22 protein-coding genes and 3 pseudogenes are annotated in these 24,104 nt (G+C 61.3%); 16 read left to right on the top strand and 9 right to left on the bottom strand.

What is annotated here, in order from left to right:
• Positions 1 to 829 (top strand): annotated as a pseudogene (locus tag VFE81_RS19985) (hypothetical protein); the annotation flags it as partial.
• A gap of 12 nt (positions 830 to 841) precedes the next feature.
• Here the strand turns inward: VFE81_RS19985 and VFE81_RS19980 are convergent.
• Together VFE81_RS19980 and VFE81_RS19975 are read right to left on the bottom strand one after the other, a co-directional pair.
• Positions 842 to 1,870, bottom strand: coding sequence for a serine/threonine protein kinase (locus VFE81_RS19980; RefSeq protein ID WP_325046247.1), 1,029 nt, complete (start codon positions 1,868 to 1,870; stop codon positions 842 to 844).
• A 100-nt stretch (positions 1,871 to 1,970) separates the two neighbouring features.
• On the bottom strand, positions 1,971 to 2,183 hold the full coding sequence (locus VFE81_RS19975; RefSeq protein WP_063494501.1) for a hypothetical protein: 213 nt from the start codon (positions 2,181 to 2,183) through the stop codon (positions 1,971 to 1,973).
• Between the two features lie 394 nt (positions 2,184 to 2,577).
• On the opposite strand from VFE81_RS19975, the pseudogene VFE81_RS19970 reads away from it, so the two are divergent.
• The 4 genes and pseudogenes from VFE81_RS19970 to VFE81_RS19955 form a co-directional block, all read left to right on the top strand.
• A pseudogene (locus VFE81_RS19970) lies at positions 2,578 to 3,095 on the top strand (efflux RND transporter permease subunit); the annotation flags it as partial.
• 55 nt (positions 3,096 to 3,150) lie between these two features.
• Positions 3,151 to 3,834 (top strand): annotated as a pseudogene (locus tag VFE81_RS19965) (efflux transporter outer membrane subunit); the annotation flags it as partial.
• Positions 3,835 to 3,951: 117 nt separating this feature from the next.
• Complete coding sequence (locus VFE81_RS19960) at positions 3,952 to 5,163, top strand: MFS transporter (RefSeq protein ID WP_325046248.1); 1,212 nt, start codon at positions 3,952 to 3,954, stop codon at positions 5,161 to 5,163.
• A gap of 349 nt (positions 5,164 to 5,512) precedes the next feature.
• Entirely contained in the window at positions 5,513 to 5,698 is a 186-nt protein-coding gene (locus VFE81_RS19955; protein WP_007179669.1) for a hypothetical protein, read from the top strand.
• A gap of 219 nt (positions 5,699 to 5,917) precedes the next feature.
• On the opposite strand, the gene mgrA is transcribed toward VFE81_RS19955, so the two are convergent.
• Positions 5,918 to 6,961, bottom strand: coding sequence for an L-glyceraldehyde 3-phosphate reductase (gene mgrA / locus VFE81_RS19950; RefSeq protein WP_325046246.1), 1,044 nt, complete (start codon positions 6,959 to 6,961; stop codon positions 5,918 to 5,920).
• A 219-nt stretch (positions 6,962 to 7,180) separates the two neighbouring features.
• On the opposite strand from mgrA, the gene VFE81_RS19945 reads away from it, so the two are divergent.
• Positions 7,181 to 7,387, top strand: a complete 207-nt coding sequence (locus tag VFE81_RS19945; protein ID WP_325046245.1) for a DUF3185 family protein — start codon at positions 7,181 to 7,183, stop codon at positions 7,385 to 7,387.
• A 61-nt stretch (positions 7,388 to 7,448) separates the two neighbouring features.
• Here the strand turns inward: VFE81_RS19945 and VFE81_RS19940 are convergent, their stop codons facing one another.
• Complete coding sequence (locus VFE81_RS19940) at positions 7,449 to 8,210, bottom strand: phytanoyl-CoA dioxygenase family protein (RefSeq protein ID WP_325046244.1); 762 nt, start codon at positions 8,208 to 8,210, stop codon at positions 7,449 to 7,451.
• A 461-nt stretch (positions 8,211 to 8,671) separates the two neighbouring features.
• On the opposite strand from VFE81_RS19940, the gene VFE81_RS19935 reads away from it, so the two are divergent.
• Positions 8,672 to 9,040, top strand: coding sequence for a hypothetical protein (locus VFE81_RS19935; RefSeq protein ID WP_325046243.1), 369 nt, complete (start codon positions 8,672 to 8,674; stop codon positions 9,038 to 9,040).
• Positions 9,041 to 9,470: 430 nt separating this feature from the next.
• On the opposite strand, the gene VFE81_RS19930 is transcribed toward VFE81_RS19935, so the two are convergent.
• The 3 genes from VFE81_RS19930 to metK all read right to left on the bottom strand — a co-directional run bounded on the left by VFE81_RS19930 (position 9,471) and on the right by metK (position 12,349).
• Complete coding sequence (locus VFE81_RS19930; protein WP_325046242.1) at positions 9,471 to 10,067, bottom strand: mobile mystery protein B; 597 nt, start codon at positions 10,065 to 10,067, stop codon at positions 9,471 to 9,473.
• On the bottom strand, positions 10,058 to 10,519 hold the full coding sequence (locus VFE81_RS19925) for a mobile mystery protein A (RefSeq protein ID WP_325046241.1): 462 nt from the start codon (positions 10,517 to 10,519) through the stop codon (positions 10,058 to 10,060). Before VFE81_RS19925 ends, VFE81_RS19930 begins: the two co-directional genes overlap by 10 nt.
• Before the next feature lie 639 nt (positions 10,520 to 11,158).
• Complete coding sequence (gene metK / locus VFE81_RS19920; protein ID WP_325046240.1) at positions 11,159 to 12,349, bottom strand: methionine adenosyltransferase; 1,191 nt, start codon at positions 12,347 to 12,349, stop codon at positions 11,159 to 11,161.
• A gap of 277 nt (positions 12,350 to 12,626) precedes the next feature.
• Here metK and VFE81_RS19915 point away from each other — a divergent pair, with 277 nt between their 5' ends.
• The 9 genes from VFE81_RS19915 (at position 12,627) to hslU (ending at position 22,358) form a co-directional block, all read left to right on the top strand.
• A complete protein-coding gene (locus tag VFE81_RS19915) occupies positions 12,627 to 13,511 on the top strand; it encodes a lipid A biosynthesis lauroyl acyltransferase (protein WP_325046239.1) in 885 nt (294 codons plus the stop codon).
• A gap of 93 nt (positions 13,512 to 13,604) precedes the next feature.
• On the top strand, positions 13,605 to 14,468 hold the full coding sequence (gene dapF / locus VFE81_RS19910) for a diaminopimelate epimerase (RefSeq protein WP_325046238.1): 864 nt from the start codon (positions 13,605 to 13,607) through the stop codon (positions 14,466 to 14,468).
• Positions 14,469 to 14,681: 213 nt separating this feature from the next.
• A complete protein-coding gene (locus tag VFE81_RS19905; protein ID WP_325046237.1) occupies positions 14,682 to 15,401 on the top strand; it encodes a DUF484 family protein in 720 nt (239 codons plus the stop codon).
• Positions 15,402 to 15,427: 26 nt separating this feature from the next.
• Positions 15,428 to 16,351 carry a tyrosine recombinase XerC gene (gene xerC, locus VFE81_RS19900; RefSeq protein ID WP_325046236.1) on the top strand — a complete coding sequence of 308 codons (924 nt, stop codon included), beginning with the start codon at positions 15,428 to 15,430 and terminating at the stop codon, positions 16,349 to 16,351.
• Between the two features lie 98 nt (positions 16,352 to 16,449).
• Positions 16,450 to 17,652: a class I SAM-dependent rRNA methyltransferase gene (locus VFE81_RS19895; RefSeq protein WP_325046235.1), complete on the top strand. Its 1,203-nt coding sequence runs from the start codon at positions 16,450 to 16,452 to the stop codon at positions 17,650 to 17,652.
• A gap of 213 nt (positions 17,653 to 17,865) precedes the next feature.
• A complete protein-coding gene (locus VFE81_RS19890) occupies positions 17,866 to 18,969 on the top strand; it encodes a GTP-binding protein (protein WP_325046234.1) in 1,104 nt (367 codons plus the stop codon).
• 649 nt (positions 18,970 to 19,618) lie between these two features.
• Positions 19,619 to 20,038 carry an RNA polymerase-binding protein DksA gene (gene dksA, locus VFE81_RS19885; RefSeq protein WP_090534808.1) on the top strand — a complete coding sequence of 140 codons (420 nt, stop codon included), beginning with the start codon at positions 19,619 to 19,621 and terminating at the stop codon, positions 20,036 to 20,038.
• Between the two features lie 427 nt (positions 20,039 to 20,465).
• On the top strand, positions 20,466 to 21,002 hold the full coding sequence (gene hslV, locus VFE81_RS19880; protein ID WP_091797221.1) for an ATP-dependent protease subunit HslV: 537 nt from the start codon (positions 20,466 to 20,468) through the stop codon (positions 21,000 to 21,002).
• A 9-nt stretch (positions 21,003 to 21,011) separates the two neighbouring features.
• Positions 21,012 to 22,358 (top strand): ATP-dependent protease ATPase subunit HslU, encoded by a 1,347-nt coding sequence (gene hslU, locus VFE81_RS19875; RefSeq protein WP_325046233.1) that lies wholly within the window; start codon positions 21,012 to 21,014, stop codon positions 22,356 to 22,358.
• A 159-nt stretch (positions 22,359 to 22,517) separates the two neighbouring features.
• Here hslU and VFE81_RS19870 read toward each other — a convergent pair whose 3' ends face one another.
• Together VFE81_RS19870 and VFE81_RS19865 are read right to left on the bottom strand one after the other, a co-directional pair.
• The gene (locus VFE81_RS19870) at positions 22,518 to 23,060 is read right to left on the bottom strand and encodes a response regulator transcription factor (RefSeq protein WP_325046232.1); all 543 of its coding nucleotides are present in this window, start codon (positions 23,058 to 23,060) and stop codon (positions 22,518 to 22,520) included.
• Positions 23,057 to 24,104: ATP-binding protein (locus tag VFE81_RS19865; protein WP_325046231.1), on the bottom strand; the 1,048-nt coding region annotated here is incomplete at its 5' end. The genes VFE81_RS19870 and VFE81_RS19865, both read right to left, overlap by 4 nt.

Here is a 24,104-nt window from a genome sequence, read left to right as displayed (position 1 = left end):
CACGTGGCTGCCGGATTTGCAGCAATACGCCGATTCGACGGCGTCGAGCGTCGAGTTCGGCTTTTTGCCGTCGTCCGATATGAACCGGCCCACCGTCCTCGTCACTCAGGGCGTCGTCGCGCAAACGCCGGCCACCGAGTTGATGACGCGCAGCACCGACCTGTCGATCAAGGTCGAACCGGATGGCTCGGCGAGCTTCACCTATCGGCTGGAAGCATCGGGCGCCTCGGCCGAACAGGCGCGCGCGATGTTGCGCACGCAGACGCCCGCGCAACGTGAAGACTCGATCCAGGCGGAATTGCGCAGCGCCAACCTGCGCGGCACCGCTACGCTGACCACCAGCGACCTCACCGTTGCCGACGGTCCACTGACGATCACGATGAAAGGCACGCTCGAAAGTCTCGTGGTGCCGGGCTCAGCGGCATCGATTCCGGCGCTGACGAGTCTGGCCGGCGGCTTCGCGGCGGACATCCGCTATTGGCTCGGCGAACGGCAGCGGACGCAACCATTCGTCTGCCATAACCTGACGTTGCATGAACGGGCGCGCATTGAGTTGCCCGCGAATTTCCGCGTGCTCGACATGCCGGAAGCGAAACGAACCCAGGACCGCTTCGTCGATTTTCAGTCGCAGTACACGTTCGATCCGCTCAGCAATGTGGTGACGATGACCCGCGACGGCGCAACGCACTTCGACAGCGAGGTCTGCACGCCCGACGACTTCGCGCAGATGCGTTCCGCGATCGAAGCGATCGGGCGCGACGTGCGCGCCGAAGTGATCGTCAAATCGACGCTGGTGGAGTCGTCGAGCGTGGCGTCGCAGGCGCCGTAGGACCGTAAACGCTCAAACCGGCCAGAGCGGCCCTTCCTGCATCGCGCCGAGCTGTTCGCGCAATTCGAGGATGCGGTCTTCCCAATAGCGCTGCGTGTTGAACCACGGGAAAGCCGCTGGAAACGCCGGATCATCCCAGCGGCGCGCGAGCCACGCCTGATAGTGAATGAGCCGCAGCGTGCGCAACGCTTCGACGAGATACAGTTCGCGCGGTTCAAAGTCGCAAAAGTCTTCGTAGCCGGCGAGCAGGTCCGCCAGTGCACGCGAAGCCTCGGCGCGCTCGCCCGGCAGCAGCAGCCACAAGTCCTGCACAGCCGGACCCATGCGGCTATCGTCGAAGTCGACGAAATGCGGGCCCGCGTCGGTCCACAACACATTGCTCGGATGACAATCGCCGTGCATTCGCAGCATGCGAATTTCACCGGCGCGCTCGAACGCGCGTTCGACGCCTTCGAGCGCGAGGTTCACAACCGTTTCCCACGGGGTCCGCACGTCGTCAGGCACGAAGCGTTGCGACAGCAGGAAATCGCGCGGCTCGTAGCCGAACGTGTTGATGTCGAGCGTGGGACGTTCGGTGTAGTTCTGCGTCTGCCCCACCGCATGGATGCGGCCGATAAAACGCCCCAGCCATTCGAGCGTATCGCGCCGGTCCAGATCGGGCGCGCGGCCACCGCGGCGTTCAAAGATCGAGAAACGGAAACCGTTGAAGGTATGCAGCGTGCGATCGTCGAAAACACGCGCGGGTACCGCCGGAATCTCGCGCGCGGCGAGGTCGGCGACAAAGGCATGTTCTTCGAGAATAGCTGCATCGGTCCAGCGCTCGGGACGATAGAACTTGGCGACCACGGGCGGGCCGTCTTCCACGCCCACCTGGTACACGCGGTTCTCGTAGCTGTTGAGCGGCAGCATGCGGCCGTCGGTGTACACACCGACGCTGCTGAGCACGCTGTCGAGCGCGTCGAGCACGATTTCCGGCTTGAGCCGGGCGAAAGGTACGGCGCTATCGGCGCCGTCCTGTGGGTCGAGATTGTCGTCGTTCATGCCCGCATTGTGCGCCGCGCCGCCGTCAAAGACGAGGACGTCGGCTCGCGTTGCTGCTTACTACCACCTGCAACCATCATGAAACAGACTCAAACCAGCTTCAATGCACCTGCGCGCTCGCCGGACGCACCTGCTCGCCCGTATCGATCAGATCTTCAAGGAAAAAGGGTTCAGTGTTCAGATGCTCCGATGTGCCGGGTTCGCCGGCATACCAGGCCACCATCGCCATGTCGCCAAGAATGCGCATGACAATCCCACGTGCGTCTTTCGGCACAGCGATATGCACCGAGCGGACAATGGAACCGATTTGCATGATGTTTCCCCGTTTCTCCTATAGCCGGCTTTATGGTTTCCGCGCCGGTCAAGGTGATGATAAAAGCGCCGCTTCGCCAATAACGTTGCGTACGCACCCAATCTGCTGCGCGTAAGACGCGTGAGAGGTTCGAGTCATTGTTCCCGTTTTGCGGGGCCATGGAAAGCGCGAACTCAAGGCTGTTTACCCGTCGTTTCGCCCTATTCCCATTACAGCGCGCCGGGCCGATGATCTGGGCGTACAGCGTCGTAACGAGACCATCATAAACCCAGCCGGAGCGATATATCAAAATCATGGCCCGCCAGAACAACCCGCTCAATCCGCCTATTGTGCCCGCTGTCCTCCGCTTCGCTCACCGAGCAGGAGCTGTTCGACTTCGGCTACAACTTCCTGAATCGATCCGGTCGCCGATCAGTCGCTGTTCGTGCGCGCGTCCGTGCAGGGCGTGCTGCGTGAAGCGCTGATCGCCGCATGCCTCACCGGGCTGATGATTCTGCTGTTTCTCGGCAACTGGCGCGCCACGTTGATCATCGCTGTGTCGATTCCGCTGTCGATGATCACCTCGATCATTGCACTGTCGATGCTCGGCGAAACCATCAACATCATGACACTCGGCGGCCTCGCGCTCGCGGTCGGCATTCTGGTCGACGATGCGACCGTGGCAATCATTCCGACGCTGGTCTCGACGGTCGAGGAAACGGCCGTGGTGACCGATCGCGTCGATACGCGGATTCGTCGGCTGATACCGCCGGCGAATTGCATTCGCTCATCGACAATATCGGCTTGCCCGTCTTGGGCATTAACCTCTCGTACAGCAACACCGGCCCGATCGGCACCTCGGATTCGGACATACTGATCACGCTGAATCCCGATCATCATCCGAGCGCCGACTACGTGCGCACGCTGCACCGATTGCGAATGGCCGCAGCAATATTCTCGGCTCGCTCGCAACGATGAAACGCGAAGCGGCCAGACATCCTCGACATTTTCCTTGCCGGTTGCACCGCTCGCCGCCGTGCCGGTGGTCGCGGCAGCGGGCGTGCCATCCGCGTTGCTCGAACGACGGCCCGACATCGCGTCGGCGGAGCGGCACGTCGCCGATATGAACACGCAGATCGGCGTGGCGACGGCGGCCTTCTTTCCGAGCCTGATTTTGTCGGTGACGGGCGGGCTCGAAGCGACCACCTACAGCTAATGGCTGCTGGCGCCGAGCCGTCTGTGGTCGCTCGGGCCGGCACTGGCTGGCACGCTGCTCGACTTCGGCGGACGTGCGTCGGTGAAAGAGCAAGCCCGCGCGCACTACGACGAAAGCGTCGCGCAGTACCGTCAAACAGTGCTAACCGCGTTCAGCCAGGTTGAAGATAACCTCGCCGCGTTGCGCGTGCTCGAACAGGAAGCTGCCGCGCAGGACGATGCCGTGGCTGCTGCGCAGCGGTCGCTGTCTGTCGTGTCGAACCGCTATAAGAACGGCGCGATCACGTATCTCGATGTCGTGGTCGCGCAAACCACGGCGCTCACTAACGAACGGAATGCGGTATCGATCGCGCGCCGCCGGATGGCTGCAAGCGTCGCGTTGATCAAGGCATTGGGCGGTGGTTGGGCCTCGCTGCGCGCCGCACCCACCCGCCAAGCCTTTTCAGCGTATCCTTAACTCCTTTGAGTACTTTGCGCTCCCAAAGGAGATTTTTTCGTGACCGCATCGCCGGAATCCCACCGGACTTCTACTTCAGCTGTTCCTGCGTCATCCGCTTCTTTCACCTCCGCTGCTATGCCTCCCGTCGGCGACATTCCCTATCTCGAACGCGGCACGCGTGCCTATTGGCGCGCCAGCATTGCGCTGCTGTTCGCGGGTTACGCCACCTTCTCGCTTCTGTATTGCGTCCAGCCATTGCTGCCTGCGTTCTCTACGGCGTTCAACGTGACGCCGGCACAAAGTAGCTTGTCACTCTCGCTGACCACTGCGGCGCTCGCGCTCGCCATCTTCATGGCCGGCTTCGTCTCGGAAGGCTGGAGCCGTCACAAGCTGATGACCGCATCGCTCACGCTATCGGCGCTGTTGACGATTGGCGTGTCGATCGCGCCTCACTGGCATCAACTGCTCGTGTTGCGCACGCTCGAAGGACTCGCGCTCGGTGGCGTGCCCGCCGTCGCAATGGCGTACCTCGCGGAAGAAGTGCACCCCGATGGATTGGGTCTGGCGATGGGGCTGTATGTCGGCGGTACGGCGATCGGCGGAATGGCCGGGCGTGTGATTACCGGCGTCGTGGCGGATCTGTTTTCGTGGCGCGTGGCAATTGGCACGATCGGCGTGCTCGGCATTCTCTCGATGCTCGCGTTTCGCGCGTTGCTGCCGCCATCGCGCCATTTCGTCCCGCGTCGCGGGCTCGGCTTTACACATCACCGCAGCGCCCTGCTGAAGCAATTTACGCGACCCGGCTTGCCTCTGCTGTTTCTGCTCGGCTTCGTGCTGATGGGCGGCTTCGTCACGCTGTACAACTACATCGGTTACCGGTTGCTCGCGCCGCCTTATCTGTTGAATCAGACGGAGATCGGCGCGATTTTCGTCGTCTATCTGACGGGCGTAGTCGCGTCGCCGTGGTCGGGCCGCATGGCCGACACCTTCGGGCGGGCTCGCGTGCTGACCGCCAGCTTGCTGCTGATGATGCTCGGACTCGCCCTCACGATGCTCCATCCGATCGCGGCAATTGCAACCGGGATCGCGTGCGTGACGTTCGGCTTCTTCGCCGGACACTCGGTGGCGAGCGGCTGGGTCGGACGCCTCGCGAAAGAAGCGAAGGGGCAAGCGGCCGCGCTGTATCTGCTCGCGTACTACATCGGCTCGAGCGTGGTCGGCTCCTACGGCGGGCATGTATGGGCCGGTTATGGCTGGAATGGTGTCGCCGGGCTGGTAGGCGTGCTGCTCGTTATCGGTATCGTTGCGACCACGCGCTTGCGTCAGCACGAACAGACTGCAATATGAGAGAACGCGGCTGATCGGCTTCGGGGAAACTGAAGTCGGACGCGACAGTGAATCCATGCTTATATCGGCGTACCGCCGTTAGGCGAGAGCAATCCGCAGCGCATCGATCAGACTAAAAAAGTAAGGCCTGTGTAAGCAAATACTTCATTTTTTACGAGACTTTTGCTGCGCCGCGCCAATCGTGATCGCCCTTGCAGCATTGGGTTCAGCAGTCTACTAAGACGCGCTGCAGCGCCGCAACGCGTTGTTATGTTGATCTAACCGTCGCCTATACTCGAATCGAGCGTGGCAGTGTATGACTCCAGAAATCGAGCCACTGTCCTCGCCTGTACTACATAAGGAGACGGGTATGACGACCTATTTCACGATCGGCGATTTCATTCTGGTCATTCCGATGGCGCTGGCTGGCGCTCTGTTTGTCGGCGCGCTCCCCTGCAAGACGGAATTTCGGCACAACGCGCTACGCGTGCTCGGCGCGCTTATTGGCGTGGTGTTCGCGGTCGTGCTGGTCGAAGGCTTGCCGGCGCTGGTGTAGCGGGGTCCGGCGGAGACGGCCTGGTCGCTTCGCCGATGGCTGGTTGACTGAAAGCAGTTGCTTTGGCCACTGGGTGGGAAGCGCGTGCGCTTGAATTGCGTCGATAAAAAAGCCGCCTTGCGGGCGTAATACCGTTCAATTCCTAACTGAACGATATTAGCCTCACAGGCGGCTTTTCTGTTTCTACGGCATGCCTCTACGACTGGACACTCAGTGCGATCAGATCGCCTGATCCGTCGACGGTTTTTCCCAGAGGTTAATGCCACCTTCAGTCGCGTAGCGGTCGATCTCCGCCAGCTCTTCCTTCGAGAACGCGAGATTCTTCAACGCACCGACGTTCTCGCGCACCTGTTCCGCACGGCTCGCGCCGATCAGCACGGACGTGACGCGCGGATCGCGCAGCGCCCAGGCCAGCGCCATCTGCGCGAGGCTTTGTCCGCGGCGCTGCGCGATGTCGTTGAGCTTGCGCACATGCTCGATGTTTTGCGGACTTAGATGCTCCTGCTTCAATGAGCCGCCGCCCGGCTTGTTGACGCGCGCGTCTTCCGGCACGCCGTTCAGATACTTACCGGTGAGCAAGCCCTGCGCGAGCGGCGTGAACGCAATGGCGCCCGCGCCGACTTGATCGAGCGTGCCCAGCAGTTCGTGTTCCATCCAGCGGTTGAGCATGTTGTACGCCGGCTGATGGATCAAGAGCGGCACCTTGTACTCGGCGAGCAGCTTGGCCATTTCGAGCGTCTTGGTTGCCGAGTATGACGAAATACCGATGTACAGCGCTTTGCCTTGCTGCACGGTGCTCGCCAATGCACCGGCGGTTTCTTCGAGCGGCGTATCGGCATCGAAGCGATGCGAATAGAAGATGTCGACGTAATCGAGACCCATGCGCTGCAGGCTCTGATCGAGACTCGCCAGGACATATTTGCGCGAGCCGCCACCCTGGCCGTACGGACCCGGCCACATGTCCCAACCCGCTTTCGACGAGATCAGAAGTTCGTCGCGATACGGCTTGAAGTCGTCTTTGAAGAGCCGGCCAAAGTTGGTTTCAGCGCTGCCGTATGGGGGGCCGTAGTTATTGGCGAGGTCGAAGTGAGTGATGCCCAGGTCGAAGGCCGTGCGCAGGATATCGCGCTGCGTTGAAATCGGCGTAGTGTCGCCGAAGTTGTGCCACAGGCCCAGCGACAGCGCCGGCAGTTTGAGACCCGACTTGCCGCAGACGCGGTATTGCATGTCCGAATAGCGTTCTGAAGCTGCTTCGTAAGCCATTGCTAGTGTCCTTGATGTTGAAGTCGCCCGGCGATCACGGGGGTGAAGAGATCACGTGCTGCGGGAGGCGTGCAGGTTTTTTGTTTAGGTATGGCGCGACCAGACCGCTATGGTAGCCAATCGGCGTGATGCGTGCAGACGCCCAGTATGCGGGATGGACGATTGCTTGCGACTCCCCTACACTTTGGCCGATCAAAGCTTATCGAAAGGGGTGGGTTCATGACGAAGGCGATTTCAATCGCGCTGATTGTCGGCGGTATCGTGTTGTTGTATTTCGGTGGGCAGGCGTTCAACTCGGTCAGCAGCGAGGTATCTCGCGTGTTTACCGGATCGCCGACCAATAAGGCGATCATGCTGATTGTGGCAGGCGCTATCGCCACTATTGCCGGCCTGACCGGCGTGGCTGTTTCCGGGCGCAAGCGGTAGAGCGCTGATTGCCTACGCGGCGCGAGACTAACGAACGTCAGCGCCGCGCAAGGCAAAGCACCTAAAAAGCAATTTCTGGCTTAGCCGCCGAGCGGGATCCCGGCAGGGGCACATTGCTCGCCCCGTGATAGGTAAACACCAAAGAAAATTTCACCTGATCGCTGACGTTCTTGCCAGCCGAATGCAGCGTATTGCAATGAAAGAACACCACGTCCCCGGCTTTGAGTTCGGGCGAGACCGCGGTGCGAATCAATGCCTGATTTTCTTCCAGATCGGAACGGAAAAACTTGGACTCGTCGAATCGGTCGGAGGTGAAGGCAACGCTGTGGGACTTCGGCACCAGCCACAACGCACCGTTATCGACCGTCTCCGAGCCGACCGCGAGCCATACCGAAACCAGATCGTCGCGCTCGAACGACCAATACCTCACGTCACGATGCCAGCCGGTCAAGCTGCCATAAGCAGGATGCTTGGTCATCATGCAATTGTGATGCGCCCGCGATAAGCGCGGTTCCTCGCCGAAGTACAACTCCATCCAGCCGCGAATTTCCGGCGCGGTCGCCCACTGCGCAAAATGCGCATCGCGCCCATACGCATCCAGCAGCCGGCGAACCGTATGGCCGCCCGGCGCATGCTTCGACTCCGGCGCGCCCGGATAGCGGAGATCCGCTTCGAACTCGATCGGCGCCACCGCTTCCTGCAACTGCCGCTCCGCAATCTGCTTCAGCTCACCGCAACGCTCGGGCGACACCAATCCAGGCACAACGACAAATCCTTGCTCCCGCAACGTTTGAATCTGCTCTTTCTTCGAGTGAAGTGACATGGTGTTCCGTTACTTTCGACTGACTGATGCTCGATTGTAAAACGGGCGCGATCGGACTGTGCGCTGTTTCACCTTTCGAAAAGCCAGGGCCTTACGCACTACTTTCACGCGACATGGCGGTTTGCAAGGCACCCTGTCAGGGCAAGCACGCACGGTAATCGCCCGCAAAGGGCGCGACCCCGTCAACGTGCACATCGCTTCCCCCCGTAAAAACCCGTAATCGCAGGGTAAAAACCGACTTTCTGGCGTCATGAATCGCGTGTAGCCTGCACACATGTTGATCGCTACTCCCGCACTTGTGCGGCGCGCATGCGCCGCTGTGACCGGCTCCGCCGTCCTCCGTGCCCTTTTTCATCGAATTCCGGGCTTTCGCGCCGTCCATCGCGACACCGCCGTTGGCACATTGGGTGCTCTTTCTGGCGCACACTCCGTCGCGCGACACGTTGCCTACTTGTGAAGCCATGCATACTCTTCTGAGCACCCGTCTTACCCGCGCCGCATTGAAAGCGGCGCGTCCGGCACGCCGCCATGTCGTGCGTGCACTGCGTCACCATGCCACCCGCACTCGCGCATTAGGCGAACAGTGGCGCGAAGCCAAAGCGGTCGACGGCATTCGCACGTGGTTCCACACCTTTTTCTCCGCGCTGCGCCTGCAAGGCAGTTCGCGCCGTTTTTCGCTGCGCACGCTGCTGCGCAAACCGACGCCGCTGCGTCTCACCGCTACGCGCAACGCACCGGTCACCGCTCCCCAGAGCACGAGCCGCCGTCCGCGCCGTATGTCGACGAGCGGCAGCACCGGCTGGTTTGCGTTCGCGTTTGCGAGCCGCTGAGTGAACTGCGGATGAACGGCTAAATGAGCCGTTGAGCGAGGCACCACGCCTGCCTCGAACGGCGTCACGTCCGCAGTCCGGCTGCGGCGACTACATACCGCAGTGGTGTCGACACCGCCATCGCCTCACGGTACAGCGCTTCCGAAGACAATAAAAACCCCCGCCCGGCTTGCGCCTACCCGTACCACAAAGGTGTTGGTAAACGGGCGGACCTGGTGATTACTGCGAGCCTCTTCGGAAGCTCGCTTTTTTACGGGCATTGAAAGCCCATACGAGCCTTAGCCATGAGGTGTCGCGCGCTGCTGTGCTCGCGATTGCGGAGTTGAGCGGCGTCGACGAAAGAACGGTTGTGCAGGGGCTGCACGCGCAACAGCGCAAAGCTCTTTGGCCTGTCACAAACGGCTTTACGTCCTTCTTGTCGGTGCGACGGCTAAGCAGTACTTCGCACGAAGACCAGGAGCAAACTGTAGTCACCTTTATCCGCCGCACGCAAGGCGGTTAAGTAATCCGACCGGGCGTTATCCGCTTTAACCAGTGTCCCGCCGCCGCCCCACGAAAACGGCTCTTGTTTCATGCTGCGCAAGAGCGCATCAGCCATCATTCGTGAGTGTCGACCATTGCCGTTTGGAAAGGGATGAATCCACACCAGTTCGCGGTGAAATCGTGCGGCAATCTCATCGGGCGGGAATGTGCCGTTGTCGACCCACCACCGCGTGTTATCGAAAAGGTTTCTCAGTTTGACGCTGACCTGCGTCCACTCACATCCGATGTTCTTGTCGGACTTGCGGAACGTGCCTGCCCACGACCAGGTCTGGTCGAACATTTTCTTGTGAAGGTTGCGACAGAACTCTTCACTGAGGACATCGGCCTTGCGTTGACGGCGAGCCAATTGCACGGCTTGCAGGATGTTCTCCTGCTCCCAGTCATTCAGATCGCCCTTGGTGGTCAGGTGCGTCGGTATTAGCCCGGCCAGCTCGTCAGGGTCGAGCGGTGTCTGGCCGTCCTGTTCGTCTAAATCTATCGCCATAGGTCGGACCAGCGACCCCGGAGTAGTTCCACCGTTCTCTGCTCGACCTGTTTGCGAAGTCTGTCGGTTGCCGGACGTTGGTCTTCCAGACTCATGGTGTGAGCAACTTCACTCACTTCCTGCAGGGCGATTGAGCGCGCGCGGTCTTCGACCACTTGAGTCAGTGGCTTTCTGGGCACCAGAGCATAGATCAGCTCGCAGTCCAGCCCGTCAGCCAACTTGCGCAGTTGCCCGAGCGTGATTCGCTCCTCAGCTTCCGCCAACTCCGACTTGTGCAGGGTCGAACCGGTAATGCCTAACCTGCCGGCTTGCTGTCGCTCGGTGAGCCCTAACGACTCCCGGATGGCCTTCAGCCATCCACGCGGCGGGGGCCGGCGGTTGGTCAAATCCGAGTACGCTGCGACCGACGCCTGGACCTGCTCAAGCCGGAGTTGCCTCATTCTGGAATCCATTTTGCTGCCCTATAGGCTATCAAAAAATGCAGCAAATGCTAGCCTATAGTGAAGTAACTATCAAGTTTTTGCTTCATCGAAGTGAAGCCAATAAATTCATTCTGCGTCGTTGTAGTGACGCATAATTGAATAAATTGCGTCACTATAGAATAGCAAATAGTATCGACACGCTTCACTATACGGCATCAAATTTAGCTCAATTGCTTCACTTTATGGAAGCAATTGTCTCTGATTCGCTGCACTGAAAGCCAGCGCTTGCGAGGTGGTTTGCTTCGAACGTCGGTCGCCCGGTCCGATAAAAGAACACCCGTACGTTGACGCTTTGCGCATGTAGCAGCTGGTCGTAGCTCTGTATTTCCGCCGAAATTCTTTCAGTCTTGGCCGGTTTGCCTTGTATTTCGAAAGCGAGTCTTTGAAGTTGGTCTCGAAGCTCTTCTTTCCGGGCTTCTACCCCCATGCTCGGACTCAACGTCGAGAAATCTTGCGGCCGCCATCTCCCGGAAATATCTCCGGCAAAAAAAAGACCCGCAATCCCCTCCGGGACGCAGGCCTCAGCGTTAATTAGCTCAAAACCCAACACCTTTGTGGTACGGGTAGGGCTTGCGCCGGCGGGGTTTTTTGCTAAAGCGGACTGCGCGCTTATTCTGCGAGCGCGGCGACCGGTTCGGTGCCTGCTGCTTCGGCGAGCACCAGAGCCTTGTCCGTGGCTTCCCATGTGAATTCCGGCTCTTCGCGACCGAAGTGACCGTAGGCCGCGCTCTTCTCGTAGATCGGGCGCAGCAGATCGAGCATCTGGATGATGCCCTTCGGACGCAGATCGAAATGCTCCAGTACCAGCTTCGTGATGACGGCATCTGACACGCGGCCCGTGCCGAACGTGTTGACCATGACCGACGTCGGCTGGGCAACGCCGATCGCGTATGACACCTGAATCAGGCAACGCGACGCCAAACCAGCAGCCACAATGTTCTTCGCGACATAACGGCCGGCATACGCTGCCGAACGGTCGACCTTCGACGGATCCTTGCCCGAAAACGCGCCGCCGCCGTGCGGCGCAGCGCCGCCGTACGTATCGACGATGATCTTGCGGCCCGTCAGACCGCAATCGCCTTGCGGGCCGCCGATCACGAACCGGCCGGTCGGGTTCACCAGGAACTTGACGTCGCCCTTGATCAGGTCAGCCGGCAGCGTCGGCTTGATGACTTCTTCGATCACGGCTTCGCGCAGCACGGCCAGATCGATGTCCGGCGAATGCTGCGTGGACAGCACAACGGTGTCGATCGAATGCGGCTTGCCGTCGACATAACGCACGGTGACCTGCGATTTCGCATCCGGACGCAGCCAGGGCAGACGGCCGTCGCGGCGCAGATTCGCCTGACGCTCCACCAGACGGTGCGACAGGTGGATCGGCAGCGGCATCAATTCCGGCGTTTCTTCGCACGCGTAACCGAACATCAGGCCCTGGTCGCCAGCGCCCTGATCGAGGTTGTTGTCGTGCGCACGGTCGACGCCCTGGGCGATGTCCGGCGATTGCTTGTCGTACGCCACCAACACAGCGCAGCCGCGGTAGTCGATACCGTAATCGGTGTTGTCGTAGCCGATACGCTTGATCGTATTGCGCGCGACCTGGATGTAATCGACGTTCGCAGTGGTGGTGATTTCACCGGCCAGCACGACGAGACCCGTGTTGCACAGCGTTTCGGCTGCGACACGCGAATATTTGTCCTGTGTCAGGATGGCGTCGAGGATTGCGTCCGAGATCTGATCCGCGACTTTGTCGGGATGGCCTTCGGAAACGGATTCGGAAGTGAAGAGATAATCGTTTGCCACGTTGCAGACTCCTGTTGTGTGGTTACGGTTGAGTTTCACGTAGCCAGCTTCGGGAGCCTTGAAGCGGCGACGCTTTAGCGGATTACCTTACCGGCAGGGGCCTATCCCATGGATCGCACCCGCCAGCTTCGCCCCGCAAGTTGTCTATTAACTCGGCGAAGCCCTTATTATAGCGACTTCCTTTGATTGTCACAGAGTGTTCACCCGTGCTGTATTTCGACCCGTTTCCAGGTTCCTTGAGCAAAGCGTCGCTCGACGCCCTACACGGAGGGGCGACATGCTGAGTCGTCTTGGTGCCCATCTGGCCATTGGGCTGCTGAAGTTTTTGGCCTTGTTACCGTACGGTTTCGTTGCCCGACTGGGCGACGGACTGGGCTGGCTGCTCTATCAGGTCCCCAGCAGCCGCAAGCGCATCGTCCACATCAACCTGAGCTTGTGTTTCCCCGAGTGGAGCGCGGAGCATCGCGAAGAGATCGCGCAGAAACACTTCCGCCACGCGATCCGCAGTTATGTCGAGCGCAGCGTCCAGTGGTTCGGCTCGGCGAAGAAGCTCGAAAAGCTCGTGCAGGTGGATAGCGAGATCGACCTGCTGGACCCCGACATGCCGCCCACTCTGTTGCTCGGCGCGCATTTCGTCGGTATCGAGGCAGGCTCCGTGTTCATCAATCACGCGCTGCGCCGGCAGTGCGGCGCGCTCTACCAGCCAATGTCCAACAGGGTGCTCGACGATGTGGCGATAGCCGCTCGCGGCCGCTTCGGCGCGGACATGGCAAGCCGGGCCGACAGCGCGCGCGTCGTGCTGCGCTGGTTGCGCGACCGCAAGCCCGTCATGCTCGGCGCCGACATGGACTACGGCATGCGCAACTCCACGTTCGTGCCATTCTTCGGCGTACAGGCGTGCACGCTGACGGCCGTCGGGCGGCTCGCCGGGGTCGGCCATGCGCAAGTGGTGCCGTTCATCGGCGAAGTGCTGCCGAACTACAAGGGCTACCGGCTGAGGGTATTCAAACCGTGGGCCAACTACCCCACGGGCGACGCCGACGCCGACGCGCGGCGCATGAACGCCTTCCTCGAAGAGCAGATTCCGCTCATTCCCGAGCAGTACTACTGGGTACACAAGCGCTTCAAGACCCGGCCGCCGGGCGAGCCGAGCGTCTACTGACCGGTCTTCGAAAAAAGCGCCTGAACGCGGAAATAAAGCGGCAAATAAAGCGGCGTTCGGCCCACCTGCGGGCGTGTCACTTACAATAGCGTGATGAAACTGAAATTCACCAAAATGCACGGCGCGGGTAACGACTTCGTCGTGCTCGACGGCTACACCCAACCGGTCAACCTGACACCGGCGCAGGTGCGCGCGCTCGCGGACCGGCATTTCGGCGTCGGCGCCGACCAGTTGTTGCTGGTCGAGAAGCCCACCGTGGACGGTGTCGATTTCAGATATCGCATCTTCAATTGCGACGGCGGCGAGGTCGAGCACTGCGGCAACGGTGCGCGCTGTTTCGTCAAGTTCGTACGCGACAACGGCCTGACCGACAAGCGCAGCGTGCGCGTGCAAGTGCAGAACGGCACCATCCTGCTGACCATGCAGGAAAACGGCGAAGTGCTGGTCGACATGGGCTCACCCGTGTTCGAACCGGAGCGCGTACCGTTCGCCACCAAAGGCATCGAAGGCCGCCGTGAAGGCGGGGACACGCTCTGGCCGCTCGACATGAACGGTGTCACGCGCTGGATTTCGGTGGTGTCGATGGGCAATCCGCACGCGGTGCAGGTGGTCGACGACGTCGAAGAGTTTCCGGTGCTCGTCGAAGGCCCCGTGATCGAACGGCATGCACGCTTCCCGCAGCGAGTGAACGCGGGCTTCATGCAGATCGTCGGCCGTAGCGAGATCAAGCTGCGTGTCTACGAACGCGGCGCCGGTGAAACGCTGGCGTGCGGCACAGGCGCGTGCGCGGCAGTCGCTGCCGGCATTCGCCGCGGACTGCTGGATGCGCCGGTGCTGGTGCACACGCACGGCGGCAAGCTGACCATCACGTGGGACAGCGCGCAAAATGGCGCGCCGCTGCTGATGGCCGGCCCCGCAGCAACCGTCTTCGAAGGCGAGATCGAACTGGCTGACTGACCCGCGCCAGCGCAATACCCGATTCAACGGCCGAGCGATCGGCCCAGGAAGTACTCGACACTTGGCCTCGAATAGGCCGATGAAGATGCCGGTGAAGACGCCGATGAAGTGGCCGGTGAATAAGCCGGACCAAGCGGCTCTTTCACCGGCCGACCGAACTCATGACCGATGCGCCGCCCGAAGGCGTCGTCCCGTAGTCCTTTAGCCGAAACTATGAACGATCGCGAAGTCGCCGAATATCTGCTCGCCAACCCCGAATTCTTCGCCGAACACGCGGAAACGCTCGCGACGATCCGGCTTGCTAACCCGCACGGCAAAGCCGCGGTGTCGCTGCAGGAGCGCCAGATGGAAATGCTGCGCGACAAGAACAAGCATCTCGAACGGCGTCTGGCCGAACTGCTGCGCTACGGTCACGAAAACGACAGCATTGCCTCGAAATTCAATCGCTGGACCATCCGCGTGATGGCCGAGCGTGATCCGTATGCACTGCCCCGCACGATTTCCAACGGCTTGCGCGATATTTTCGATGTGCCGCAAGCCGCGCTGCGTGTATGGGACGTCTCCGAGCCGTACACACAGGCCGAGTTCGCGCGCCATGTCGGCGAGGAAGTGCGAATCTTCGCGAATAGCCTCACCACGCCGTACTGTGGTGCGAACACCGGCTTCGAAGCGGCGCAGTGGCTGGTGCCGGCGGTGTCGGCCGTGAGCGACGATGGGTCCGCTGATAGCGCAAGCGAGTCCGCGCACGTCACCGAATCGATCGCGTTGCTCGCGCTGCGCGACCCCGAAGGCAAGGAAGAAGCGCCTACCTTCGGCCTGCTGGTGATGGGTTCGGCCGACGCACGCCGCTTCCATGACGGCATGGCAACCGATTTCCTGACGCAGATCGGCGCGTTGGCAAGCGCGGCGCTGAGCCGTCTGCTGCCGCGCTGAGCCGCGCCGATCCACGAAAATCCATCGTGACCGAAGCCGACCCGATCGCCGCCTACCTGTCGAATCTCGAACATGAGCGGCGACTCTCGGCGCATACGCTGCGCGGCTACACCCACGAACTTGAAGAGCTCAAGCTGCTGGCCAAAGACCGGCCGCTCGAAAGTCTCACCGCTGTCGATATTCGCGGCGCGGTTTCGCGGGCGCACGCCGGCGGCCTGACGGCGCGCTCGATCAGTCATCGGCTGTCGTCCTGGCGCGCCTTCTACCGCTGGTTCGCGGGCCGCGTCGATTTGCCGGCCAACCCGGTCGCCACCGTACGGGCGCCGAAGCAGCCAAAAGCGCTACCGAAAGCACTTTCCGTCGACGACGCCGCACGCCTGATGGAGAGCCCGGCCGCCGCGACGCCCGAAGGTTTGCGCGACCACGCAATCCTCGAACTGTTCTACTCGTCGGGCCTGCGTCTGTCCGAATTGGTCGGCCTCGACGCCCGTTTTGCCGACGCCGGCGGCTACCGCTCCGCGGGCTGGCTCAAGCTCGATTCGGCCGAAGTCGAAGTGCTCGGCAAGGGCAACCGGCGCCGCGTCGTGCCGGTGGGCCGCAAGGCGCTCGACGCCTTGAACGCTTGGCTGGCGGTGCGGGACCAGATGGTCAAACACGATCCGCATCCGCTGTTTCTGTCGGCGCGTGGCAATCGCCTGTCGCCGAATGTCGTGCGTGAGCGTGTGAAGCGCGCGGCGCTGGTCGCGGGCATTCCCGCCAATGTGCATCCGCACGTGCTGCGGCATTCGTTCGCCACGCACGTGCTGCAGTCGAGCGGCGATCTGCGGGCCGTGCAGGAACTGCTCGGCCACGCCAGTATCACTGCCACGCAGGTCTACACCGCGCTCGATTTCCAGCATCTCGCGCACGTCTACGATCAGGCGCATCCGCGCGCCAAAAAACGCGACTGATTCCGCTATTTGCTTTTTGCGGCTTGCGGTCTCCGCCTTCGCCTCACCTGCCGTGCGATTCTTTTCCCGCGCGGCCTATTGCTCTTGCTGACACCCTGATGAATACCGTTACGCTCAAACCGTCGAAAGAAAAATCGCTGCTGCGCCGCCATCCGTGGGTCTATGCCAACGCGATCGATCGCGTCGACGGCAATCCCGCGCCCGGCGTGACCGTGCTGGTGCGCGCGCACGACGGCCGTTTCCTCGCGCGGGCGGCCTACAGCCCGCATTCGCAGATTCGCGCCCGTGTGTGGAGCTTCGACGAAGCCGAGCCGATCGATCCCGCGTTCTTCAAGCGCCGCGTGCAACGCGCGCTGGCGCATCGTCAGACGATGGTGCACAACACCGGCGCCGTGCGGCTGATTTTCGGCGAGGCGGACGGTCTGCCGGGTCTGATCGTCGATCATTACGTGGCCGAGGACGAAGGCCAGCGCAGCCAGCTGGTGTGCCAGTTCATGGCGACGGGCGTCGAAGCGTGGAAGGAAGCGATCGTCGCCGCGCTGACCGACGCGACCGGCTGCCCGAACGTCTACGAGCGCTCGGACGTGTCGATCCGCCAGAAGGAAGGGCTCGAGCAGATCACCGGCGTCTTGGCGGGCGAAACGCCGTCGGAAGCGCTGATCGCGAGCGAAAACGGCGTGCGTTATCACGTCGACGTACGCAACGGCCACAAGACAGGCTTTTACGTCGACCAGCGCGACAACCGCCTGCTGGTGCAGCAGCTCGCGCAGGATCGCGACGTGCTGAACTGCTTCTGCTACACCGGCGGCTTTTCGCTCGCGGCCTTGAAAGGGGGCGCCAAACGTGTGGTGTCGATCGATTCGTCGGGCGAAGCCTTGGCGCTGGCGCAGCAGAACGTGACCGCCAACGGTTTCGACGCCGCGCGCGCTACCTGGCTCGACGCCGACGCGTTCAAGACCCTGCGCCGCCTCTACGACGAGGGCGAACGCTTCGACCTGATCGTGCTCGATCCGCCGAAATTCGCACCGTCGCGTGAACACGTGGACCGCGCCTCGCGCGCTTACAAGGACATCAACCTGACCGGCCTGAAGCTGCTGCGCCCGGGCGGCCTGCTGTTCACCTATTCATGCTCCGGCGCGATCGATTCGGAACTGTTCCAGAAGATCGTGTCCGGCGCGGCGGCCGATGCGCGCGTCGATGCGCGGATTCTCAAGCGCCTCGGCGCCGGGGTTGACCACCCGTTGCTCACCGCATTCCCGGAAGGCGAATACCTGAAAGGCCTGCTGTTGCAAATTGCCTGATCGCCCATAGCTTCGAGGGTATATCCCTTGCATCGTGGAGGGGTTCGCCCCCGACGCCAGCGCCGGTTTCACGGATATGTTTCAATATCCGGCTAGCTCGGGCCGCGCGCCGTCAGGCTGCCGCGCCCGGCAAACCGGATTCGCAGACGCATTCGCTGCACATTTCGCGCTGCACATTTCGATTACGCACAGACTTACGTAAAGGCGACTAACATGATCCCAGTCACCATCCTGACCGGCTTTCTCGGCAGCGGCAAAACCACCCTGCTCAAGCGCATCCTGAACGAAAAGCACGGCATGAAGATCGCCGTGATCGAAAACGAGTTCGGCGAAGAGAACATCGATAACGAAATCCTCGTGCAGGACACGAGCGAGCAGATCATCCAGATGAGCAACGGCTGCATCTGCTGCACGATCCGCGGTGACCTGTCGCGCGTGCTGGGCGATCTGGCGGCGAAGAAGCAGTCCGGCGAAGTGGATTTCGACCGTGTCGTGATCGAGACCACCGGTCTCGCCAATCCGGGCCCGGTCGCGCAGACGTTCTTCATGGACGACCAGATCGCCAACGAATTCCTGCTCGACGCAATCATCACGCTGGTCGACGCGAAGCACGCGAACCATCAACTGGACGAGCATGAAGTGGTGCAGCGCCAGGTCGGCTTTGCCGATCGCCTGTTCATCACCAAGTCCGACCTGGTCGATGAAAAGCACGTGGACGATCTGCGCCACCGCCTGCTGCACATGAATCCGCGGGCGGCGATCAAGGTCGTCAACTTCGGCGAGGCGGACATCAAGGAAATCTTCGACCTGCGCGGCTTCAACCTGAATTCGAAGCTCGAAATCGATCCGGACTTCCTCGCTGAGGACGAACATGCGCACAGCCACGCTCACGCGCATGACGAGCACGGCCACACTCACGACGAGCACGCCGGCCACGATCACGAAAACTGCGATCACGATCATGGCAAGTGCGACCACGAAGGCCACGACCACGCGCATCACCATCACGCGCACCATGACGACAAGATCAAATCGTTCGTCTACCGCAGCGACCGCCCGTTCGATCCGAACAAGCTCGAGGACTTCCTCGGCGGCATTCTGCAGATCTATGGTGAGCGCCTGCTGCGCTACAAAGGCGTGCTGTATATGAAGGGCGTCGACCGGAAAGTGGTGTTCCAGGGCGTACATCAGATGATGGGCAGCGATCTGGCCGCGAAATGGCAGCCAATCGAGAAGAAGACCAACAAGATGGTGTTTATCGGCATTGAACTGCCGCAAGACCTGATCACCGACGGCCTGGACGCCTGTCTGGCGTAAGCGTCACGGCCTGCCGTGCCGTGCAAGTCTCGCGGCACGCGGCGTGCTGGAGCGTCCTTGCCGGGAGCATGCGCCATGCGGGCACCGAGGCAATCGTCTGCGGAATACGCGAAAGACCGGCCGAAAGCCCGCTGAAGTGTCGCGCGTGTGAAAAGCACGTGAAAACCCTGCTGTATTAAACCGTGCACGACCATCGCTTTTTGGTCGTGCGCGCGTTATATTTTCAGGATATCAGTGCGCCGCCAGGGGATTTTCACCAGTTGCGGTGCTGGATTGTGATTCAGTTACAATACGTGCCCACTGGAGAATGACAACGAATTGCCCGGTCAGCGCGTATTCCGCGTCGGGCCTGAAACGGCGCCGGAAAATCTTGTCCGGGAATCACGCCGACAATGTCGGCTGGCACAGCCGACAAGGCACGCTGCCGGCAAGCAATGCCTCAGGAGCATTTGAGAAACGGTTTCCAGAGGAGTTCGGCCCCGCATTGGCGTAACGACGCCCGGCGCGTGGGCGCAAGGCGCTTCGGCGTCACCGACAGCCCATCGTCCGTGCCCGCCCAGCGCTCCGCGTCCTCGTGGCGCCTTTGCGGGCAATACGAAAGTGCGGGCACTATGTAAGAGTTTTGCCTCACATTGAAGAAGCAAGCCAGATGACGACGAAACGACTCTTGACTGAAGCCGAAATCCTGAAGATGAGCGACAAGGATTACATGAATGCGGATCAGCTCGCCTTCTTCAAGAACAAGCTCGAACAGCTGCAGGCGGAGATTCTCCGCAATGCCGGCCAGACGACCGAGAACCTGCGCGAAACAGTAATCGTGCCGGACCCGGCCGACCGTGCAACGATCGAGGAAGAGCATGCGCTGGAACTGCGCACGCGCGACCGCGAGCGCAAGCTGCTGAAGAAAGTGCAGCAATCGCTCGCGCGCATCGATTCGGGCGATTACGGCTGGTGCGAAGAAACCGGCGAGCCGATCGGCATTCCGCGTCTGCTCGCACGGCCCACGGCCACCCTGTCGCTCGAAGCGCAGGAACGCCGCGAACTGCGCCAGAAGCTATTCGGCGACTGAACGCCTACGGCGCGGCTTCGGCTCCGCGCCCTTTTAAGCTGCTTCGTCGAGAGGCGCACGGTGATCTGTGCGCCTTTTTTCTTTTGTGCGACGCTTTTCGGGCTTTGCCGAGCAGACCGCTCTGAACGCCCGTTGCGCGGCTGTTCGAGGGCGCACCCCGCTCCGCCAACCCTCTCTGCGCGGCTCATATCTCTCCGCCTGCCCAACTCAGCGCTGCTCCCCGCCCCCATTCTGAACCCTGTGTTTTTGTCTTATGCCATTCGCCGGCTCTTGATATGACCGCGCACGCCCTAAAATAAGTCGAACATGCGTTGCACGAGCGCGCGCCGACCGGTTCATCGTTTCATTGTTGCGCGCCGTCCGCGTCCAGGATTCATGCGGTGGTCTACGCCATCGCGTCCTACCCGTTTTGCAAAGAGGAACGCATATGGAGCAATTTCACGGCACGACGATCGTTTCCGTGCGCCGCGGCGACAAGGTCGCGCTTGGCGGCGACGGCCAGGTCACGCTGGGTAACATTGTCATGAAAGGCGGCGCGAAAAAAGTTCGGCGCATCTATAACGGCAAGGTGCTGGTCGGCTTCGCCGGCGGCACGGCCGACGCCTTCTCGCTGCTCGACCGCTTCGAAGCGAAGCTGGAAAAACACCAGGGCAATCTGACCCGCGCCGCCGTCGAACTCGCCAAAGACTGGCGCACCGACCGCATGCTGCGTCGTCTCGAAGCGATGCTGATCGCCGCGGATGCCACCACCACCCTCGTCATCACTGGTAACGGCGACGTGCTCGATCCGGAAGGTGGCATCTGCGCGATCGGTTCGGGCGGCGCTTACGCACAAGCCGCCGCGAAAGCGCTCGCTGACAACACCGAGATGTCGCCGCGCGAGATCGTGGAGAAGTCGCTGGAGATTGCCGGCGACATGTGCATCTATACGAACCATAACCGCGTTATCGAGACGATCGAGTAAGGACCCACGATGAGCACAATGACCCCTGCCGAGATCGTCTCGGAACTCGACAAACACATCATCGGCCAAGGCCGCGCGAAGAAAGCAGTGGCCGTGGCGCTGCGCAACCGCTGGCGCCGTCAGCAGGTTGAAGACCCGCTGCGTCAGGAAATCACCCCGAAGAACATCTTGATGATCGGACCGACCGGCGTCGGCAAAACCGAAATCGCGCGGCGTCTGGCGAAACTGGCCGACGCACCGTTCATCAAGATCGAAGCCACCAAATTCACCGAGGTCGGCTACGTCGGGCGCGACGTCGACAGCATCGTGCGCGACCTGATCGAAATCTCGGTCAAGCAGACGCGCGAAACAGAAATGCGCAAAGTGCGAACCAAGGCTGAAGACCAGGCCGAAGACCGCATTCTCGACATCCTGCTGCCGAGCGCGCGTCCGGTCGGTTTCGGCGCGAGCTCGAGCGCGGCGGATACCGTCGACGAAGGCAGCACCACGCGTCAAACGTTCCGCAAGCGTCTGCGCGAAGGCCTGCTCGACGACAAGGAAGTCGAACTCGACGTGGAACAGCCGCAAGTCGGCATGGACATCATGGGGCCGCCGGGCATGGAAGACATGACCGAGCAGATCCGTTCGATGTTCGCGAACATCGGCGGCGGCAAGAAAACACGTCGCAAGCTGAAGGTGAAGGAAGCGCTCAAGGTCCTCACCGACGAAGAAGCCGGCAAGATGCTCAACGACGAAGAGGTGAAGGCCAAGGCAGTGCAGAACGTCGAGCAGAACGGTATCGTGTTCCTCGACGAAATCGACAAGATCGCGTCGCGTAGCGAAGCCGGCGGTGGTGAAGTATCGCGTCAGGGCGTGCAGCGCGATCTGCTGCCGCTCGTCGAAGGCACCACGATCAACACCAAGTACGGCATGGTGAAGACCGATCACATTCTGTTCATCGCGAGTGGTGCATTTCATCTGGCCAAGCCGAGCGATCTGATTCCTGAACTGCAAGGCCGCTTCCCGATTCGGGTCGAACTGGATTCGCTGTCGGTGGGCGATTTCGAATCGATCCTCGTGTCGACGGACGCCAGCCTCGTCAAGCAATACCAGGCATTGCTCGCCACCGAAGACGTGCACCTCGAATTCGCCGACGACGGCATTCGCCGTATGGCCGAAATCGCGTACTCGGTCAACGAGAAGACCGAGAACATCGGCGCGCGCCGCCTGTACACGGTGATCGAAAAGCTGCTCGAAGACGTCTCGTTCGCAGCGGGCAATCACTCGGGCAAGACGGTGCAGATCGACGCGGCGTATGTCGATCGCGCACTGAACGAAGTGGCGGAAGACGAGGACCTGTCGCGCTACGTGCTGTAATGCCGATACCGGCGTCGATGCTGACGCCGCGTTAAAGCCGCGCGCCTCGGACGTGGCCGATCATGCTCAAAGCGTAAAAAAACGGGCTGTCTTGTGGAAGACAGCCCGTTTTGCTTTACGGCCCGCAAGCGCAAACGGGACCCAGGCAGGCCTCAGCGCTTATTGCTTGACCGGCCGCTTCGCCAGCTTGCGTTGCAGCGTTCGACGATGCATGTTCAACGCGCGTGCAGTGGCCGAAATATTGCCACCGTGCTCCGCGAGCACGCGTTGAATATGCTCCCACTCCAGGCGCGCAACCGACAACGGCATGGGATGCTCAATCGCCTCTTCAGCCTGCAACGAGCTCGCTTCGCTTTGCAGCGCCGACAAAATCGTCTCCACGTTGGCGGGCTTCGCCAGGTAGTTATCGGCGCCGTCTTTCACCGCCTGCACCGCCGTGGCGATGCTGGCATAACCGGTCAACACCAGCATGCGCGCGTCAGGCTGCAAATCACGCAAGGGGGCGACGAGCGTAAGACCGGAATCGTTGCCGAGATGCAGGTCCACCGTGATCTGGCTGAACTTCTGCTGGTTCGCCAACTTGATCGCCTCGTCCGCGTTGTGCGCTTCGGCCACCGTATAACCGCGCCGCGTCAGACCGCGGGCGAGGATGCCGGAGAACACCTCATCGTCGTCGATCACCAGAAAATTCATATCGCTCATGCCTGTTTCTCCGTGTTGGATGGCGTAGTGCCTTGACGGCCTGCACCTGATAATTTGCGCCCTGCAAGCGGCAGTCTCAACACTGCGCGCGTGCCACGCGGCTTGATTTCGCTGACATCGGTCAGTTCGATCGATCCCTTCAGGCGTGCCGCCGCCGAAAATGCCAGATAGAGGCCCACGCCGTGTCCACCCTGTGTGCTGTCGACCGGCATCGTGCCGAGCGACCCGCGCAACGCGGCCGGAATACCAGGGCCTGCGTCGCATACTTCGAATACGATCTGGTCGGCGCGAGCCGCAAGCGTGCACGACAGCGTTACGTGATCGCGGCTCGCACGCGCGGCGTTGTCGAGCAGAATCGTAAGAATCTGACTGACGGCAACCGTATCGTCAAGACTGACTCCCGCAGGCGGCTCCCCGATCCGCTCGAACTTCACATGCGGATGACGCAAGCGCCATTGCTCGCCGAACGATTCGAGCCATTCATTGACCGTTTGCCGGTTGATCGTTGTCGATGCACGGCTGCGCAGCCGCGCAAGCGCCGAAGTACATAGCGTCATTTGCTGTTCGAGCAGCTCCAGATCGGCGCTGTACGGCGCGAGCCCTTTATCGGTTCGCGCGGCATCGCGCAATTCTTCGGACAACATTGCAATTGTAGACAGCGGAGTGCCGATTTCGTGCGCGACCGTGGCGGCCTGCACACCGAGCGCAACGGCGCGTTCGTCATGAAGCAAGCGCTGCTGCGCGTCTCCGAGCGCTGCGTCACGTAGTCGCAGAGCGCGTGACATGCGCGCGACGAACCATGCAATCAGCCCGACGCTGACCATGAAGTTCACCCACATGCCGGCACGATAGTAGTCGAACAGGTTCGCCGGGTTGTCGAGATTCAGCGGCACGGAATCGAAACCGAGCACGGCATAACAGGCCACAGCGAACGCGGCGAGCCACGCCATCAGATGCCACGGCAACACGGCGGCGGCAATCGCGAGCGATGGCAGGTACAGCGAAACGAATGGGTTGGTGGTGCCACCGGAGAGGAACAGCAGC

This window comes from Paraburkholderia sp., assembly GCF_035656215.1.
Taxonomy (GTDB): domain Bacteria; phylum Pseudomonadota; class Gammaproteobacteria; order Burkholderiales; family Burkholderiaceae; genus Paraburkholderia.
This window is presented reverse-complemented; position numbering and strand designations above follow the sequence as displayed.